General features: G+C 43.2%; 20 protein-coding genes. 6 read left to right on the top strand and 14 right to left on the bottom strand.

Going from position 1 to position 18,449, the window contains the following annotated elements; genetic code table 11:
• Positions 1-3 precede the first annotated feature (3 nt).
• The 9 genes from rfbB to C6W18_RS08915 are packed head-to-tail and all read right to left on the bottom strand — an operon-like array spanning position 4 to position 8,851.
• A complete protein-coding gene (gene rfbB, locus C6W18_RS08875; protein WP_034322047.1) occupies positions 4-969 on the bottom strand; it encodes a dTDP-glucose 4,6-dehydratase in 966 nt (321 codons plus the stop codon).
• A complete protein-coding gene (locus tag C6W18_RS08880) occupies positions 966-1,706 on the bottom strand; it encodes a sugar phosphate nucleotidyltransferase (RefSeq protein WP_034322044.1) in 741 nt (246 codons plus the stop codon). Before C6W18_RS08880 ends, rfbB begins: the two co-directional genes overlap by 4 nt.
• Positions 1,707-1,708: 2 nt before the next feature.
• Positions 1,709-2,737 carry a PseG/SpsG family protein gene (locus C6W18_RS08885; RefSeq protein ID WP_105927329.1) on the bottom strand — a complete coding sequence of 343 codons (1,029 nt, stop codon included), beginning with the start codon at positions 2,735-2,737 and terminating at the stop codon, positions 1,709-1,711.
• A complete protein-coding gene (locus C6W18_RS08890; protein ID WP_105927331.1) occupies positions 2,734-3,474 on the bottom strand; it encodes a cytidylyltransferase domain-containing protein in 741 nt (246 codons plus the stop codon). The genes C6W18_RS08885 and C6W18_RS08890 overlap by 4 nt, the downstream gene beginning before the upstream one ends.
• Positions 3,464-4,588: an N-acetylneuraminate synthase family protein gene (locus C6W18_RS08895; protein ID WP_105927333.1), complete on the bottom strand. Its 1,125-nt coding sequence runs from the start codon at positions 4,586-4,588 to the stop codon at positions 3,464-3,466. Before C6W18_RS08895 ends, C6W18_RS08890 begins: the two co-directional genes overlap by 11 nt.
• A 1-nt stretch (position 4,589) precedes the next feature.
• Positions 4,590-5,465, bottom strand: coding sequence for a GNAT family N-acetyltransferase (locus tag C6W18_RS08900; protein WP_105927335.1), 876 nt, complete (start codon positions 5,463-5,465; stop codon positions 4,590-4,592).
• On the bottom strand, positions 5,462-6,640 hold the full coding sequence (locus C6W18_RS08905; RefSeq protein WP_105927337.1) for a DegT/DnrJ/EryC1/StrS family aminotransferase: 1,179 nt from the start codon (positions 6,638-6,640) through the stop codon (positions 5,462-5,464). Before C6W18_RS08905 ends, C6W18_RS08900 begins: the two co-directional genes overlap by 4 nt.
• 21 nt (positions 6,641-6,661) lie before the next feature.
• Positions 6,662-8,074, bottom strand: a complete 1,413-nt coding sequence (locus tag C6W18_RS08910; protein ID WP_105927339.1) for a capsular polysaccharide export protein, LipB/KpsS family — start codon at positions 8,072-8,074, stop codon at positions 6,662-6,664.
• 6 nt (positions 8,075-8,080) lie between these two features.
• The gene (locus C6W18_RS08915) at positions 8,081-8,851 is read right to left on the bottom strand and encodes a glycosyltransferase family 2 protein (protein WP_189318064.1); all 771 of its coding nucleotides are present in this window, start codon (positions 8,849-8,851) and stop codon (positions 8,081-8,083) included.
• A gap of 175 nt (positions 8,852-9,026) precedes the next feature.
• Between C6W18_RS08915 and C6W18_RS08920 the strand changes: the two genes are divergently transcribed.
• The 3 genes from C6W18_RS08920 (at position 9,027) to C6W18_RS08930 (ending at position 11,137) form a co-directional block, all read left to right on the top strand.
• On the top strand, positions 9,027-9,701 hold the full coding sequence (locus C6W18_RS08920; protein WP_105927341.1) for a YIP1 family protein: 675 nt from the start codon (positions 9,027-9,029) through the stop codon (positions 9,699-9,701).
• 150 nt (positions 9,702-9,851) lie between these two features.
• Entirely contained in the window at positions 9,852-10,394 is a 543-nt protein-coding gene (gene gerQ, locus C6W18_RS08925; RefSeq protein WP_034322022.1) for a spore coat protein GerQ, read from the top strand.
• Positions 10,395-10,519: 125 nt separating this feature from the next.
• Entirely contained in the window at positions 10,520-11,137 is a 618-nt protein-coding gene (locus C6W18_RS08930; protein WP_034322019.1) for a cupin domain-containing protein, read from the top strand.
• 38 nt (positions 11,138-11,175) lie between these two features.
• On the opposite strand, the gene C6W18_RS08935 is transcribed toward C6W18_RS08930, so the two are convergent.
• The 3 genes from C6W18_RS08935 to C6W18_RS08945 all read right to left on the bottom strand — a co-directional run bounded on the left by C6W18_RS08935 (position 11,176) and on the right by C6W18_RS08945 (position 13,291).
• A complete protein-coding gene (locus tag C6W18_RS08935; RefSeq protein WP_003215282.1) occupies positions 11,176-11,547 on the bottom strand; it encodes a DUF423 domain-containing protein in 372 nt (123 codons plus the stop codon).
• A gap of 70 nt (positions 11,548-11,617) precedes the next feature.
• Positions 11,618-12,925 (bottom strand): purine/pyrimidine permease, encoded by a 1,308-nt coding sequence (locus C6W18_RS08940; RefSeq protein ID WP_034322016.1) that lies wholly within the window; start codon positions 12,923-12,925, stop codon positions 11,618-11,620.
• Between the two features lie 33 nt (positions 12,926-12,958).
• Positions 12,959-13,291 carry a YwdI family protein gene (locus C6W18_RS08945; RefSeq protein WP_034322014.1) on the bottom strand — a complete coding sequence of 111 codons (333 nt, stop codon included), beginning with the start codon at positions 13,289-13,291 and terminating at the stop codon, positions 12,959-12,961.
• A gap of 169 nt (positions 13,292-13,460) precedes the next feature.
• Between C6W18_RS08945 and C6W18_RS08950 the strand changes: the two genes are divergently transcribed.
• The gene (locus C6W18_RS08950; protein ID WP_105927343.1) at positions 13,461-14,819 is read left to right on the top strand and encodes an aldehyde dehydrogenase; all 1,359 of its coding nucleotides are present in this window, start codon (positions 13,461-13,463) and stop codon (positions 14,817-14,819) included.
• A 32-nt stretch (positions 14,820-14,851) separates the two neighbouring features.
• Here C6W18_RS08950 and C6W18_RS08955 read toward each other — a convergent pair whose 3' ends face one another.
• Positions 14,852-15,532, bottom strand: a complete 681-nt coding sequence (locus C6W18_RS08955; RefSeq protein WP_105927345.1) for a uracil-DNA glycosylase — start codon at positions 15,530-15,532, stop codon at positions 14,852-14,854.
• Positions 15,529-16,356, bottom strand: a complete 828-nt coding sequence (locus C6W18_RS08960) for a glycosyltransferase family 2 protein (protein WP_105927347.1) — start codon at positions 16,354-16,356, stop codon at positions 15,529-15,531. Before C6W18_RS08960 ends, C6W18_RS08955 begins: the two co-directional genes overlap by 4 nt.
• A gap of 128 nt (positions 16,357-16,484) precedes the next feature.
• Between C6W18_RS08960 and C6W18_RS08965 the strand changes: the two genes are divergently transcribed.
• On the top strand, positions 16,485-16,790 hold the full coding sequence (locus C6W18_RS08965; protein ID WP_105927349.1) for a general stress protein: 306 nt from the start codon (positions 16,485-16,487) through the stop codon (positions 16,788-16,790).
• Between the two features lie 126 nt (positions 16,791-16,916).
• Complete coding sequence (locus C6W18_RS08970) at positions 16,917-17,726, top strand: bifunctional hydroxymethylpyrimidine kinase/phosphomethylpyrimidine kinase (RefSeq protein WP_105927351.1); 810 nt, start codon at positions 16,917-16,919, stop codon at positions 17,724-17,726.
• Positions 17,727-18,449 lie beyond the last annotated feature (723 nt).

An 18,449-nucleotide genomic window follows, 5' to 3' on the forward strand; every position in this document is an offset into this window, starting at 1 on the left:
CCGTCACCCTTCTTCGCTCTGATCATATTTGGCACGATACCAATTGATCGTTTTTTCGATACCTTCTTCAAATGAAGTCTCCTGCGCCCAGCCGAGCTCTCCTTTTAGCTTACTGGCATCAATAGCATACCGTCTGTCATGCCCTTTTCGATCTTGAATAAACGCAATTTGGTCATGACTGATGCCAAGTTGTGTGAGAATGGTTTTGGTTAAATCGAGATTCGTTTTCTCGTTGCCACCGCCAATATTGTACACCTGCCCGGCTGTCCCGTTCTCTACTACCTGCTTCACAGCTCTCGCATGATCCTCTACATACAGCCAATCACGAATCTGCTGGCCGTCTCCATAAATCGGAATCTTTTCGCCATTGACCGCTTTTCTGATAATGGTCGGGATTAATTTCTCCTCATGCTGATAGGGTCCATAGTTATTGCTGCATCGTGTGATCATTGCGGGTAATTGGTGGGTGTGGATATAGGATTTCACAAGCAGGTCTGAACTCGCCTTGCTTGCTGAATAAGGATTATTCGGTGAGAGTGGTGTTTGTTCTGTGAAAGCAGGATCATCCAGCTCCAAATCTCCATATACTTCATCTGTTGAAATATGAATGAGTTTTTTCGCCTTTCCCTTTAAGACAGCTTCCAGCATACGATAGGTACCAAGGACGTTTGTTTGAATAAAAGGTTCTGCCGATTCAATACTGCGATCGACATGCGATTCTGCTGCAAAATGAATGATGGCATCATAGGCTTCATCAAATACTTGATCCAGCTCATGCTGCAGGGTGATATCCCCTTGAATAAAACGGAAATGAGGCAGATTTGATAATTGATCCACTTCCTCTGGATGACTGGCATACGTTAATTTATCAAATACGGTGAGCCGGACATCTGATTCCTGAAGCAGCAGTTTCACAAAATTCAGTCCGATAAATCCCGCTCCGCCTGTTATTAAATAAGACTTCGTCATTCGTATCCCTCTTTTTTCTTCATCGTTTCAAACATTTTCGTAGATGCTTGGTGAAGAGATTCATGTGTTCCAGCATCAATCCACCACCCTTTTAACATATCATAGGTCAGCTGGCTATTAGAGATATAGAGATTATTCACATCTGTAATCTCTAATTCGCCTCGATCTGACGGCGAGATTTTCTCAATATATTGAAAGACTTCTTGATCATAAAAATAGATACCAGTGACGCAATAGGATGAACGCGGATGCTCTGGCTTTTCTTCTATTGATAAAATCCGGTGGTGTGCAGCATCAATTTCTGCAATGCCAAACCGCTTCGGATCTGCGACTTCTTTCAAAAGGACCTTAGCTCCGCTTTCTTGCCGCTGAAAGGCTTCGACAAAAGGGCTTAATGAATCCTCAAATACGTTATCACCAAGCATGAGCACAAACTTCTCTCCTTCTACAAAGGGCTTTGCATAGGATAAACCGTCTGAAATGCCAGAAGCCTCTGGCTGTACTTGATAAACAATGTTCATCCCAAGTCCCTGATCGCCCTCAAGCAATTTTTGAAACAGCGGGATTTGTTCTTCTTGTGAAATCAGCATCACATCTAAAATACCTGCTTCTTTCAGTTTGAACAATGACCAATAAATCATCGGATATGGACCAACCGGCAATAAATGTTTGTTAAAAATCTTCGTTAATGGGGCCAGTCGCGATCCTTTTCCTCCTGCTAAAATAACTCCCTTCACATCTACACATCCTTATGTTCTTTTTGGTGATGATTCATGAGGTGTATAAGAATGTTTTTCACTCGTTCGGTTCCTTTTCCATCAATGAGTGTCCGTCCGTTGAGATGGATACTCCTGCGGAGAAAGTAGCTGCCGGACAGCCTTCGAGCAGCACGTAATATATCTGTTTCTTCCACATGATCACCTAATCCAAGATGTAGACAGGCTCCCTTTTGCGCAAAATTACTGGCTGTAACTGCTTGATGGTCTACTTGCGAAAGTACAATGCTGGGCACCCCTATACAAACCGCTTCATATAATGTCATGCCTCCTGCCACAATAGCCAAATCAGCTTCCCATAGCAGGGCAGTTAATTGATCTGTATGACGAATGAATTGAATATGTTCAGCGTCTACTTGTTCTTTGATGTGAGAGGCTTTTCCTGTAATCCCTAGAATGTGTAAATGATTTGCTGTGAGGAGTGCTGATACAGCCTTCGGTAACAATCCGCGCGGATCACTGCCCCCAAGGCTGATGACCACCTTTTTGCATTCTTTTCGAACCTCATATGTGTCTTTTAATCTGCCAATCTCATGATCTAACAATAAATAAGGCGTTCCAAAAAAATATGTCGTCCCATTGACTTGCATGTGCTTCCCGTCCAGACCTCCATAAATACCGTTCACGACAGCATCCGCAAGCTGACAGGCTTCCGCTCTTCTTTCCTCGAATAAGACCAGCCTTGCAAGGCCGCAGGAATGCTTAATCATTCGGAGAAAGTACAGGTCACATTCAAGGACATCAATCAGTAGGAGATCTGGCTTCAGCTCTTTCATATCCTGCCGCAGCTGAAGGAGCGCATTTGACTCCTGCACCATGTGGACGTGCCAATCTGGATGCGAAAGCATTTCTACACAAATCTGCTCATTTGTATAGAAAAATAGGTCGTTCCCCTCCTCAAGCAGCTCCCTTGCTAACCGTTTCATTCTGATGACATGCCCCATCCCTCTTAAAAAACCACCATAGACAACAATCATGATTTTTTTGTTCATTCAGCATCCTTCTGTCTCACAAATTGATTCAACCGAACAATGTCTGGATCTTGTTCACAGATGGATATGAGCTCAGCCGTTGGCACAGCAATGGAACCACCAGCTTTCTCAAGTAAACGGGTAGCAAACACGTAATCTTCTTCTGTATCAATTGTGAATCGATAAGCAGGATATGCAAGTTCTTTGGGCGGTGTGAATAATTGAAGGTGAAATTGCTCAGGATGCTTTCTGATATACAGCGTGACATGCTCACGCTCCGGCTGCGAGAGGGGAAAATTGTCGATTTCACTTAAAATAGGTGCATCAATCATTTCCCCGGAAATACCGAGTGGTGTTCCGTTTGTATACGTGTAATCAGCCTTCTCCAGTCTATGTTTTTCAAGCATTTTCGACAAAAGTGCCGGATCTATGAATGGATTATCTCCCGTTAAGCGTACAACAGTTTGTGGTTCAAACTGACGGACAATCTGAGCAAAACGCTGCAGCACATCCGTCTCACTGCCACGAAACACCTTATAGCCCTTTGATAAACAATAATGAGCCAACAGGTCATCTTCTGCCTCAACTGTGGTGGCGATCATGAGGTTTTGCGTTTTGTGATTGTAATGGTTTGATTGCTTTACCCGTTCAACAATCAAATCGATCAGCGCCATACCTCCGATCGGTTTCATTACCTTTTTTGGCAGCCTTGTCGAACCCATCCTAGCCTGTATCACAAAGAGCACATCATTGATCATTTTGGGACTCCTCCGTGAGCACATCTTTCCACGAAACGCCTGTATGGGCTGGGATGTCTCTCACAGCCTGTGCGCCAAGTAAAAGCTCCATGTATCGCGGGTGCAGGCCTTGGCTTTTTTGCCCTGGACGTAATACAGCTAGATTTTCTGCAGTCAATGTCTCGCCCTTTGCAATGTCTCTTGTCGTAAAAATCCCTCGATACGCAAATTCACGAATCTGACCTTCAATGGCTGTTGTCGTTTTATAAGAACTGCCAAGAAGCTCCTCTGACACAGAATGAGCGTCTCCTTCTGTTTGATTTCGTTGCTTTTCTGCTGCTCGAATATGTTGAACCATTTCCTTTAATTCTTCAGGATTAAGGGCAAAGGAATGATCTGCTCCAGGTAATGTTTTATCCACTGTAAAATGCTTTTCAATCATGGCTGCCCCAAGCTTCACAGCGGCAACAGGCGCTTCAGTCGGATGCTCACTATGATCTGAAAAGCCAATGACTGCCTCAGGAAAAGCTGAGGTTAAGGTTTGAAGCACACGAAGATTCGTGAATGCTCTTGGTGCAGGATACTTTGCCACACAATGCATAATGGCGATTTGCTTATTTTGCTGGCTTGTAATGGCCTCATATGCTTCATGAACATCGGCAATGGTTGCCCCAGCTGTTGAAAAAATGATCGGCTTTTTAAAAGAAGCGGTGTGACGCAAAAGAGGTAAATGATTGATTTCATAGGATGCCAGTTTAAAAGCAGGCGGATCGGTTTGATTCAATAAATCCGCAGATTCCTCGTCACACACTGTGCTTAAAAAGATCAGTCCCTTTTCCTCACAACGTGTTAATAAAGCTGGCAGCCATTCTGGCGGCAGCTCCATTTGTTCCACTAAAGAAAAAATGGACACTTCTTCACCTTTGGCCGTTTCGTACAAACCCGGTTCCTTTTGATACATCCGATCAGCTTGAAACATCTGAAACTTCACCGCATCGGCACCTGCTTCTTTTGCCACATCAATTAAAGCAAGGGCCTGATCCAGCTTTCCATCATGGTTAATGCCTGCCTCTGCAATGATAAAGACAGGCGCACCATCCCCCACTTTGCGATCTCCAATATAGAAATGTGCCATCTTACCTCTCTCCTTTTTTCGGCCACACATGGTAATACAAAAAGGCATTTGTTGTTCTAAACCCCATCTTTTCGTACAGCTGGATGGCTGTCGTATTATGCAGCTGTGTCCCGGCAGAAATGAATCGATGCCCTCTATCATAAGAGACCTTCATCATCTCAATAAATAGCTTCTTCCCAATCCCTTTTCCTTGTGCATCCGGTCTAATCGCAAAAAGCTCAAGTGCCATCTCATCGCCCTTTGTCATCCCTTGAATCAGGCCAACCACTTCATCGTTCATCTTTGCCACGAGATTGATATCTGCGCGTCCGAGTAAGTTATTCCTCATCCATTCCTGATAGAAATGCTGGACGACACTCTGGTCTAAATATGGATCAAGTGCATACCGGCTTTTCACAAAAGCCTGATCACCTAGTAAAACTGCCTCATCGTATTCATTTTCAGCTGGCAGACTGATCATCACATCTTGACCAGTTGATGGCATCTCCATTCGAGCAGGCGGTGCCTCAAGCCGAGTGAGACCGCCGACATAGTACACATGTGATAGTCTTTGGACAATGCGGTTTTTTTCAAGATCAGCCGCTTCAAGACGTAAAAAGAAGAAATCACATTTCTCCGTTCTCATCCAGTTGATGAATTTCTCCATCAACTCTTTAAAGATAAGCGCTGACTCAGCTTCCACAACCTTCACATGAAAAATATGCTGATCAAAAATGCCGCTCTCCCATTTTGACCAATCGTATAACAACACCGCTCTAAGCTGGGCACCGCTGACAAGAGCAAACTGTTTGAAGCCTTTCATGTGTTCCGCTTGATGACCATATTTCACCAGCCAAGTGGAGAGCACCTGATCGTCTATTGCATGAACGACCTTCATGCAGATGCCTTCTTATCTTTTAAAATAGATAACACCGCATTCATGACATCCTGCACATCTTCATCTGTCATACTTGGATAAAGAGGAAGTGAGAGAGTCCGCTTGTAATAGGTGAGTGATTCAGGGAAATCCTCTGGTAAATAGTTGTAGGTTTGTTGATAGTATGGGTGCAAATGAACAGGAATAAAGTGAACACTTGTGCCGATTTTATACTCCTTTTGCAGCTGATCGATCATCTCATCACGTGTGATGAATGCTTCTCTTGGATCAACTTGCAGCACGTACAAATGCCATGCATGTCTTCCCTCTTGATGGACAGGCGGCAAGATCAACCCTGCTTCTTTTTGAAAAGCCTGATTGTATGCTTTCGCAATCTGTTCTCTGCGCGCCTGCATGTCATCCAGCCTGCTTAACTGAACAAGTCCTAACGACGCCTGCACGTCAAACATGTTCATTTTATAGCCAGGTTCCTCGACCTCGTAGTACCATGTTCCCTTTTCTCCATAACGATTCCACGCTCCCTTGCTCATCCCATGGAGCGCTAGTCTTCTGATTCGAGCAGCAAGTGCATCATCATTTGTCGTCAGCATGCCGCCTTCTCCGGTCGCTATATTTTTCGTCGCATAAAAACTAAAGGCGGTTGCATCACCAATTGATCCAATGGGCTGACCATGATACGTCGTATAGAGGGCATGAGCAGCATCCTCAAGCACAAACAAATCGTACTTTTTGGCAATGGCCAAAATCCGGTCCATATCGCACGATTGACCAGCAAAATGAACAGGTACAATCGCTTTTGTATGTGGTGTGATGGCCGCTTCCAATTTCTCTGCATCCAGATTGAGAGTCTCTGGATCAATATCGACAAAAATAGGTGCTGCTCCCGTATGGATGATCGTATTGGCTGTTGCGCAGAACGTCAGTGGGGTTGTGATCACTTCATCACCAGCCCCAATTCCCTTCGCCTTTAACGCTAAAAATAGAGCAGCTGTACATGAATTGACAGCTATCGCGTGTTTCACACCTGTCAGTTGCCGGAATTCTTCTTCAAATTGCCTCACTTTTGGTCCGGTTGACAGCCAGCCGGACTTTAATGTTCCAATGACTTCGTCAATTTCCTCCTGCTCAATCAAAGGCAATGCATAAGGAAGAAATTGTGCTCTCTTTTGTCCCATATCGCTTGCACACCCCTATCTTCATCTCTGAAAATCCACACCTGTTTTTGTTTTGAGCAGAGAAAGCAGAACATCGGTAGATCGCGCATGCGGATAATGCTGTTTAATGAAATGACCACCTTGCTGTTTCGCCAGCTTCATCTCTTGTTCATCCGACAAAATACGAATTGCTTTCTCAGCCAGTTCAACAGGGTTTTCCATATGATAGCTGCCAAGCGACTCGTAATAAGGGTATCTTCTGCCTTCTGTCATTTTCCCAATCAGCACACTCTTTTCAAAAAGCATCGCTTCTAGACCGACTGTTGATGTGAGCGTAATGACCATATCCATATACGGCAACAGATCATACAAGTCGATTTCTTTTTTTATCAACCTCACATGGTTCCCCGCCCGCTCAATGGCCACGTACTCATCTAAACGGTTTCGGGCGATTTCCCACGGATGCGGCTTCATGATCAGTTGAATGTCTTTGCGTTTTGCAATCGTTTTAAGAACATCACCATAGAAGGCTTCTGAAAACGGCTGTGTTGCCACAAGCACTGTCTTTCTGGCTGGACTGAAGTTCAATTTACGAAATATTAGTTCCTGTTGAAGCGGCGTTCGTTCCTTCACCAAATCAAATCTCGGATGACCTGTGATCTCCACCTGTTCAGGCTGACAGCCTTTGTCTTCATACCAGTCCTTTTCATACTTTCCAAACACCCCGTGGCATGTGGTGAAAATCGGCAAAAAGGCTTCGTCTCCCATGAGCGCGCCGTGCTGAAGGCAGATACTCGTGAGATGGCGTTTCACTGTTTGCAGAGCGAGTACACGGCTGTAAACATCCTCCGTCGTCCCAACAATGACAGCTGCAATAGGCTGCAGGTGAAATAGTGTTTCTGTCTGGTCAATCACATCAATAAATTGCACAATGTCCTTCCGAAGTTTTTCTCTAAAAAAGACATTGCCAAAGACAGGGTGCTGTGCGTAAGGTTTAAGTAAAGCATTTGCTTTTTCAATATATTCAGCATGGGCTTCTTTATTAACCTCTCCGGCTAATTCCGGCTTGCTGATGACTGGTAATCCGAAATAATCAGCCTTCTTCCAGCGAGCGAGTACCACTGTTTGATCCGGATGGAACCGTGTGTAATTTTGTTCAGTAAAGCGCAGGTGTTCGAAATGAAGCAATACCTTTCCATTCGTCGGACGATAAGCGGTACGATTGATCTGCTGTTTATGTTGATCAAAAAATGGCTGAATCTCTTCAGGCGATGGACAAGTGGTCGTCAGTTCTTGACCAAACGCTTCATCTTCCATATGTTCTCTCACTTCAGGGCTGATGTATTGATAAAAATTACTGATCAAGCCAAGTGGAATTTGCTTATAGGACAAGTCCTTCATTAGATTCACATACTCAAAGTACACTTGCCAATAATGATGAATATAGTGCGTCACTTAAGGTCATCTCCCATGTCTTTGTTTTAATATATGACGGAGCTCCCAGCAGGTAGACTGCGGAGGAAGTGCTTGAATAAAGTCACTTTTCTCTTCTTCTGCCAGCTGATAATGAATGGACTGTTCTGTGATGTAATTTGTATCTAATACTTCATCATAGGGGTAGAACGGATAAAAATGATTTAATCGAAAAAAGAACCGGGCATCCCCTATTCGATAAAAATGCGGACTCTCGTCCCAGTAGGACCCAAATTCAGCATGAATTTTTGTTAAAATAGATGCACGATGAACGACTGAGCAATGATCAATGGCACAGGGTGCATTCCATTGCACTGTTTTCGCAGGTCGAATCGTTTCCTTCACTGGCTCTTTTTCGCTATTTAAATAGATCACTTTAGAACCAGAATAGACAATATCTTCACCCGGGCGGGCATCTAGATAATTTATGAGCTTCTCTAAACGATCCGGGGCGTAGACATTGTCATCTGTTGCATAGGAAATATACTCGCCCTTTGCCTGTTCTAATGCTTGATTAATGAGCACAGCATAGCGGGTTTTCGCTGTTCTCTCCTCCAGCGTTTTGACACCGCTTTGGATAAAATGAACACGCGAATCTTTTCGAAAAGGCTCAATAGCAGCAAGGGTTTTTTCGTTTGATCCATCATCCATGATAAAAAGTTCAAGGTCTGACAACGTCTGTTGCAGTACCGCTTCAATCGATCTGCCAACGTAAGCCGCCTTGTTGTAGCTCGTCATAATGACAGTTACTTTTGTCAAAGTTTTCACCTCGGTCTCTTTCAAACTATGTTTATCATATGTGTCTCCTCTTAAAGAGACTGTAGAGGGACCTATTTTTTATAAAATTGTATTTTTTTATTGATCTATCTTTGAAAAACGCGAACTTTTTGGTAATATAAGTAATCATTTGTGTGTATTAAAGGAGTAAAGAACATTGGAAGCTATGAAAAGTGATCTCTCCCAAGAAGAGGAAGCAAAAGGATTTTTTCGATTTTTTAAAATTTTCATCGCAACAAAAACGATTATTCGCTCATACCAACATTCCTCTATCCCAATTTGGCTGATGATGCTCCTTGCAAGTATCGCTGGTACGAGCTGGATCTACGAAGGGTATTTTAGCGAGTATATGGGCAATCATATTCCATTCCCTTTTATTCTGTTACATGGGGCGGGTTTTGGTATTTTAGCAGGCAATTTCATTCTATTTATCGGTTCACTCATTTTACAGTGGTTAGGACGGCTCTTTTTTGGCAATAAAACGCCTTATCGAGATGTGCTCAAGGCCTGCACGCTGACGGTCATTTTCCCTTCCGCTTTATTTGCTCTTACTTGGATTTCCACTGTGGGGATGCTCGGTCCGTATACATTTGTGAAAATCTCACCATATTTAGATCAGCATTTTGAAGTTTGGTATTATCTCGATATATTGCAACTTATTAATGCGTATGCAAAGACATGGATATTGGGGATGGCTGTGTTAGGCATAGTCGCTGTGATGAAGCTAAGAGTATGGCAAGCCTTCATTGTCGTCATCACACCGCTGGCCGCATTTTTTCTCATCATGACACTTTTATTTGATGTCCAGCGGGCTGTCAACTGGATGATGTAAAGGGAACTCCTTCAAGCAGTTCCTTTTTTTCGTTCAATGTACATATTCTCCCCTCCTGTCTCATAGTGTGAAAGAGAGAAAGAATGCTATGGAAACAACAGGCTTAAACGCCTTCTGTTTAGAACACCATGAGGAAAGAGGAGGAACGTTATGAAATTGAAAAATCAATTTGGGCAAGGTTCGGGTTTCGAAGGTCAAGATTTTCGCCAGCAACAATATGGAGCAAATCCGTATCCTGCGCAGCAGATGGGTTATTCAGTCCCTCCCCAAACGCAGGGTCAAATGCAAGGTCAAATGCAGCAGGGTTTTTCGCCAATGCCATCTACTGGTCCATCACAAGGAGGCCAAGGCGCGCAGAGCGGCGGACAGCCATATCAAATTCCTTCTGGACCGATTTATCAGCAGAATGTCACCGGTCAGCTGCCAATTGAGCAGTCCTATATTGAAAATATTTTACGATTGAACCGCGGCAAGGTAGCCACGATTTATATGACGTTTGAGGCGAGTAAGGAATGGAATTCGAAGATTTTTAGAGGGGTCATTGAAGCCGCAGGACGTGACCACATTATCATTAGTGATAACAAGACAGGGACACGATACTTACTGTTAACGATCTACCTTGATTACATTACGTTTGATGGAGAAATTCAATATGACTATCCATACTCTATGTCAACGTATTCTCCAAGATAACTTCAAGCAAGAAGCAAGGCGCAGACGCCCTTGCTTTTTTCTTTTGACTAGGTTTTTGACACACTTTTCGGGCGCCGCTCATAAGATGCCTAGTAGTTTTTATCAAAAGCCTAGAGGTGACATCAATGACTGTTGAGCTGGATTATACATCACCAAATATCAAATATTCATTCGATCTGAATCAAAGCCCCCTTGTCAAATATGATCAACATAACCTGATAAATGTTTTAGGAAAAAAACAATTAAACTCGTTGGATCAAGTATCCCTGCTGGATATATATTTGAGTAAAAGCAAAGTAGTAGAGCCTCATTATCACCAAAATGCCGCAGAGCTTGTTTACTGTATAGCCGGTTCTGCTGCTGTATCCATGCTGAATCCATTCACAAAAAAGCTGCATACCTATACCATTACCCCTGGGCAGGTGGCGAACGTGCCTCAAGGCTGGTGGCACTATGAAGTCGCCTTGCAGGACAGAACCCATTTGTTAGCCATTTTCAACGCATCTACGCCAGAAGTGATCCTAGGCTCAGACCTTCTCACCCTTACCCCATCTCACATCATGGCACATACTTATTGCATGAACGAAACGCAGTGGAAGAAGGCGACACAGCCTGTGAAACCAGGTGTGTTTATCGGTCCGTTCTGCCACAGAGAGGAAGAGGCCCAAACGCATCCTGTCCCTCCTTCTCACTACGTCCCTTATTATCAAGCACCCCCCAACTACACCCCTTATTGGAGTTAAAAAAAACCGATGCCCCATCTGAGCATCGGTTTTTTGACTTATAAATTTTTTGCTGCTGCAATGACAAGCATGATCCAAGAAGCGATAAATGCCACTCCGCCAATTGGGGTAATGGCACCTAGAATCTTCACCTGAGTCAATGCCAGCACATAAAGGCTTCCCGAGAAGAAAAGGATACCTGCAAGCATTACCCAGCCAGCGGTCGGTACTAAAGAGACACCTGACAGCTTATCTGCAAGAAAGGCCACTATAAATAGTCCAATCGCATGGAACATCTGATATTGAACACCTTTATTCCAAATCTCAATATACTTTTCAGGGATTTTCCCTTCCAGTCCATGTGCACCGAAGGCTCCAAGACCAACAGCAAGCATGGCATTAATTGCACCTAATATGAAAAATAGTTTCATTCGTCATTCTCCTTATCTCGTTCATTATGTTTATCATAGCGTGCCTCACATCAGACATTCAACTTTCCTTTTATGCTGACACGAGATTGTCGGATTTCTTCTTCTTTCTTAACAAGACTTGGTCAACAACGATCGCAATGAGTGTACCGAGAACAAGACCATTGCTTAATAAAGAAATCAAGACAGGGTGCATGCCTTTCAAGGCTGCCTGCGGAACAAACATCGCCCCTACACCTGCTAAAACCGCAATTCCCAGTACAAATCGAATGCGTGGAACCTCTTCCTTTTCATATTGATCAAATTCAGACATGGCGATCCCAATCATAGATGAGAAAACCACAAAGTTCACAGCGAGCCCTACTGGTGATGGCAATGCTGAGAAAAAGCTCATCAATAATGGGAATAAACTAATCAACACAATGAGCAGGCTTCCGAGGAAAAATGGCTTTCTCGATGGAATTTTTGTTGTCTGTATAAAGCCTGCTGCCCCCGAAATAGGTACAGGCGCAATCGCACCGATCATCCCGCTTAGTAAATGACCAAAAGCCGCCACAAAACCAGCAGGTCGAGCTCTTTTACGCTCACGCAGTTCACCAAATGCCTTCACTGAACTTTCCACAATTCGAATACTTGCCAGCATATTCACAATGAGTAAAATCGTAATAAAAAAGGACGTGACAAGCAATCCACTGTCAAAAACCGGCATGCCGAATGGAAACAGCTTCGGAAACTCGATGATATGCTCAGGAATTCGAACCGGCTTCGCCAATCCGAGTAAAGCGAATAACAGCCACCCGCCTGCAAGTGCGAATAACACAGAAAACTGTCTTAAGTAATGCCATTTTGAACGGCTGATCATGAAGGTGAGGACAATAATCAAGATTGATAAACAAAAGACAAGCCCGTCCACCTGATTTCCCCGATAGCCGATGCCCATCAGCCCTTTCATGATCGGCTGACTTAACTGCACAACAAGTAAGAGCAGGTAAATACCTGTGACGACTGGCGTAAATAAAGATGCGAGCCAATTAATGATTTTAAATAAACTAAAAATAAAAAAGAAAACAGCACTAAAAATTAAAGCCCCTTGTAATGCTTGCAGGGTTTCAGGATACGTCGCAAAGATCGTCCCTGTCATGCCTGCATAAAGGGTATACACACCCCACCACAGCCCTGCTGGACTTTCATTGATTGGCAGCATATGGCCGCATAAACACTGCACCATCGCCACAAGTCCAAGTGAAAAGAATGTACTCTGAATCAGCTCTGCCGATTGCACTTGATTCAATTCAAACGCTTGTGCAATCGCAATCGGTACTGCAATAGAAGCTGCGATAAAAAATGCCATCCACTGAATGGCGCCCAAAAATAGTTTCAAACCGATCACCTTCCCTTTGTCGTGACAAGACCACTAAAAATCAAAAATAGAGTCGCCGTTCCCATCCTTCCCTTTTTGCCCTTCTTCTTTATGCTGAAATGTTTTTGCACCACTAGTGCCCATCAGCTTCTCAAGCATGGCTTGATCCGTAGACACAGACGGTGCAGATGGTGTAGATATCGATGGAGGTGGTGAAATGACCGAAGACTGCGGCATTTGCACCTGTGACGGCGCGTCAAGAATGACATCACATAGTGAAGAAATCGCCGCCACTTGACGCTTCACCTCTTCATCATTTCCACTGTGTTTCGCTTTTTGAATCGCTTCCTCCATTTTTTGAAGCAGACTTGATATATGAATATTCAAGGGTAGACCCTCCAATCATAAAAATTCGTTTTCAACATTATTTTACCAAATGAACAAACCAAATGGGTTCATTTTTTCAAAGCAGTGCGCTTATGTACCTCTTATTTGACCAGTATCGGTTATTCACACATAATAAAAGGGACAAACTCGTCTATGAAAGGATTGAATAATGAACAATCTCACTGCTCTTTTTAACAAACAAAAAGTCTTTCACAAGCCGGCGGTTCAAGACCGTATCCGCATCCTTAAAGACTTGAAAGCAGAAATCAAACAGCATGAAAAGGATATTTTACAAGCCTTAGCACATGATTTACATAAATCGGAACAGGAAGCTTATACAACAGAGATTGGGATGGTGTATGAAGAAATCAATCATACCATCAAGCACCTTCACAAATGGGCAAAGCCATCCCGCGCGAAAACACCTTTGACTCATATTGGATCGAAAAGCATGATCATCAAGGAACCTTACGGAAGTGTGCTCATTATTGCCCCTTGGAACTATCCTTTCCAACTGGCCCTTTCTCCATTAGTCGGAGCCATTTCTGCGGGAAATGCCGTCACATTAAAACCGTCAGAACTGACGCCGCAAGTCTCACAAGTAATCGGCTCAATTGTGGAACGTGTGTTTAAAGAAGATCATGCGGCAGTCGTAGAAGGCGGTGTAGATGTCAGTACAGAGCTGCTGAAGCTGCCCTTTGATTATATCTTCTTTACTGGAAGTGTGGCTGTCGGCAAAGTCGTCATGGAAGCCGCCGCAAAGCATCTGACACCTGTCACACTTGAGCTTGGCGGAAAAAGCCCTTGCATTGTCATGCCTGATGCAGACATTAAGCTTGCTGCAAAGCGAATCACTTTTGGGAAATTCACCAATGCTGGTCAAACATGCATTGCACCAGACTATTTGCTTGTTCATGAATCTATTAAAGAGGACCTTTTGCAGGAAATGACGGCTTGTATCCGAGACTTTTATGGCGAACAACCCGAAACGCATCCGCACTTTGGGAAAAATGTGAGCCAGCGTCATTTTGATAGGCTCTCACAATTTCTTTCAAATGGTACGATCGTGACGGGCGGACAGCGCAACGAACAAGAGCTTAAAATCGCACCGACCATTTTAGATCACATCACATGGGAAGATCCAGTGATGCAGGAGGAAATTTTCGGACCAATTCTGCCTGTTATGACATTTGATTCTCTGCATGAAGCAGCTGACATGATCAAGGCAAGGCCGAAGCCGCTCGCCCTTTACTTATTTACAACAAATAAAGAAACAGAATCCTATATTCTAGACAACCTCTCATTTGGCGGAGGCTGTATCAACGACACACTGATGCATGTGGCCACGTCTTACTTGCCGTTTGGAGGCGTCGGTGAAAGCGGCATGGGACGATATCATGGTAAGGAAAGCTTTTCCACCTTTACGCATGAAAAAAGTGTCCTGCGCCAGACCAATCGCTTTGATTTTTCCTTCCGTTATCCAAATGCGAAAAACGGACTCGACATTGTTCGTAAATTTTTAAAATAAACAGGACGAAGGGGTTTCCCCTCGTCCTATTTTCATTCAATATCCTTGATACACCAGTTGATTTCCTCAAGTCCCAGTTGCTTTAAATATGCGTTTGCCTGAGAAAACGGACGGCTGCCAAAAAAGCCGTTTCTTGCAGAAAAAGGACTTGGGTGAGGTGATTCAATGATGGAATGCTTGTTTTGATCAATGCGTTCTTTCTTATTTTGGGCATGTCTTCCCCATAACACAAAGACGACGGGCTGATCCCGTTCATTCAGCACATCAATCACCCGGTCTGTCACACGTTCCCAGCCCTTGCCTTTATGCGAATTCGCCTCACCCTTTCTCACAGTGAGCACGGTGTTTAAGAGCAGCACACCTTGTTCTGCCCAGCTGACAAGCGAGCCATGGTTTGGGACAGGACAGCCAAGATCATCCTTTAGCTCCTGAAAAATATTTTTTAAAGAAGGCGGCTGTCTGACACCAGGCTGAACAGAAAAGCTTAACCCATGTGCCTGTCCTGGGCCATGATAAGGATCTTGTCCCAAAATCACCACTTTGACCTCTTCATACGACGTCAAATGAAGGGCACGATAAACGTCTTCTGGTTTCGGAAAAATGGTCTGCGTGCGATATTCTTCCTTCATCCACTCACGTAACTCCTGATAATACGGCTGTTCAAATTCACTCTTCATGACAGCCCACCAGCTATCATTTAAAAATGGCTTCATTGCGGTTCTCCTCCTTCTGTCTGCTGTGCCAATCTTGAGATCATCGGTTTTCCATCCCACACAATCTCACTCTCTGATTCTCGTTTTTTCATCGCTGGTTCTTCTAATAGGACAGCAAAGTTAGCTGTCGGCAGATCGCCCAGTTCATGCTTTTCACTTAGATCATCTAAGTAGTTCTTCCTTGTTTCCCCAAGATCACTAGACTGATTACCACCGCCGTCAAAAAACGCATAGATCACGCTGGCAGCTGGTACCCGTTTTACTCGCGCATGTTGTGATACACGCAAGAAAAAATCCCAATCCCAGTAATGATGCATGGCCGGGTCAAAGTAGCCAACCTCTTCGTGTATGTGGCGTTTATACATACTGCCTGAAGGAACATATGTAGAAAAGACACGCATATCCTCAATATCCGCTGTATAAGCAAACAAACGTCTCGATAATGGAAAACGGGTAGCGCCTTTTTCTTCAAATGAAACTATTTCCGCGTCAGAAAAGACAAAGTCGGCGTCGTCCAGCGCCTTGCTCATACGTTCGATATGACAAGGTGTAAAGTAATCATCGTCGTCACTTAGCATGATGACATCGCCTGTCAGCTCACGCACCCCCACATTTCTTGCATTGACATGCTGGACATTCTCATCTAAATGAATTAAGCGGATCGGAAGCTCAGAATAGAGTTCCTGAATGATATCCACTCGCTTACCTGCATCATTCACTACTACAATTTCAAAAGGCTGTACGGTTTGTCTCGAAATAGATTCAAGCAGCTCACACAGTGCGCTTAGTCTGTTATGCGTCACAATTAATAAGGATATCTTCATATTGAACTTACTCCTTTAATAGATTCGTCTTTTTCCATTAAAACATAAATTGGCTTTCTTCTCATGATATAAAAGGCGGTTTGATCTTGTGGGAAAATGGGAATTTTTGATGAAAAGGAGTGATCACTATGGAATATATCACGGTAGAGAATAGCAAAGAAGCGAAACAGACTATTGAAAGCTTACATTCATCAAAGGATGCCATCTTCGTTTTTGCGTACGATCCAGAACGCTCTGATACCGTAACTGAGTATACGGATGCCAAAAGCATGACAGCAGTCGATCAAGGGATTTTAGATCAAGTAGCCAATGTCATTCGCACGAGGGATGATGAGCTCATGGCCAAAATGATGTCGGTCGGCGCTGATCAGGAGTTAGCCTTAACACTTTTAGAGGAACTGAAAAAAGGGAAATTGGTGATTTGTAAAAGATAAGATTTGAAGCGTTTCTCTCGTTGAGGAACGCTTTTTTATGCCGTTTCATTGTGATAAATGGAAAAGCTGATTATAATAAGGGATAGAACAATAACTGTTACACATCACATTGGAGGTTCAGCAACTATGTCTATGAATAAAGCACTCACCATCGCAGGTTCGGATTCAAGCGGCGGTGCAGGTATCCAAGCAGATTTAAAAACGTTTCAAGAGAAAAACGTCTACGGGATGACAGCTTTAACAGTTGTCGTTGCAATGGACCCTCATAACTCATGGGATCATCAGGTGTTTCCAATCGATACGGCGACCATTCGTGCGCAGCTCTCTACAATTGTGGAAGGCATTGGTGTAGACGCTCTGAAAACAGGTATGCTCCCAACGGTCGACGTGATTGAACTCGCGGCTGAAACCATCAAAACATATGATTTGAAAAATGTCGTCATTGATCCTGTCATGGTTTGTAAGGGTGCAAACGAAGTCCTTTACCCAGAGCATGCTGAAGCTTTACGTGAAAAGCTCGCGCCACTGGCAACCGTTATCACACCTAACCTTTTCGAAGCAGGTCAATTAAGCGGCATCGGTGAGATCAAAACGATCGAACAAATGGAAGAAGCAGCAAAACGCATCCACGAACTTGGTGCAAAGTATGTCGTCATCACTGGAGGCGGTAAGCTAAGCCAAGATAAAGCGATTGATTTGCTTTATGATGGACAAACCTTTGAACGCCTTGAATCTGATAAGATCGACACACAATACACACATGGCGCAGGCTGCACATTCTCTGCGGCAGTCACAGCTGAACTAGCAAACGGCTCAGACGTGAAAGAAGCCATTTATGCAGCAAAAGAATTCATCACTGCTGCCATTAAAGGCTCTTTCCAACTAAACGAATACATCGGACCAACGAAACATTCCGCACATCGTTTGGACAAATAAGGGAAAAATTTAAAGGATACAGAAGCATCGCAATAAACCATATGTATAAATAAATTTCAAAGTAATTTATAAAACTTACAGAGCGTATTGATGTGTAAACTACAATTCATCAACAGTTGAACTCCCTTCTTATATTTGTTGCATTCTATATGTAATAAGTAAATTTTGGGGGTTCAACTTATATCAGTATACAAGCCTTCCGCTAAGTCATTATAAGAGTTCTTCTACTTAGATATTTCCTGAATTCTCCTATTTTTATAAACTCCGGATGTTCCATTCATTTGATTTAATCAATCTTAATTCGTTTTGATACTATCTTTTCCAAAGATACCTTTCCACATCTTCCTTGGAACATAGAGTTATATTCTAAGGAATTGTGCGATTACAATTCACTTATTAAAGTTAGGTTTAAATATTGAATAATAGGTGTTCCTATTTTAACACCCCTTCTACTCCAACATATGTATGTAATATGTTCACATAAAGTTGCAACACGGCAATTTTTTGGTACTCTTTAAGTCGAACTTCGCCTGATTTATCGTCTCAAAAGAAATTTTTTATTTCGGTACAACAACATCAACGATTACTTCTCTATTACCTAAGTATTCTTTAAAGTTTATAGAGGCAATTATTAATATTAGGCGAGAAATCATAATCACGACAAATACTCTTATTTCAACCCGCAAAATAAACACAATTTTAATACTCAAATAAATATTAAAC

Source organism: Bacillus sp. LLTC93, from assembly GCF_002993125.1.
Taxonomy (GTDB): domain Bacteria; phylum Bacillota; class Bacilli; order Bacillales; family Bacillaceae; genus Bacillus; species Bacillus zhangzhouensis.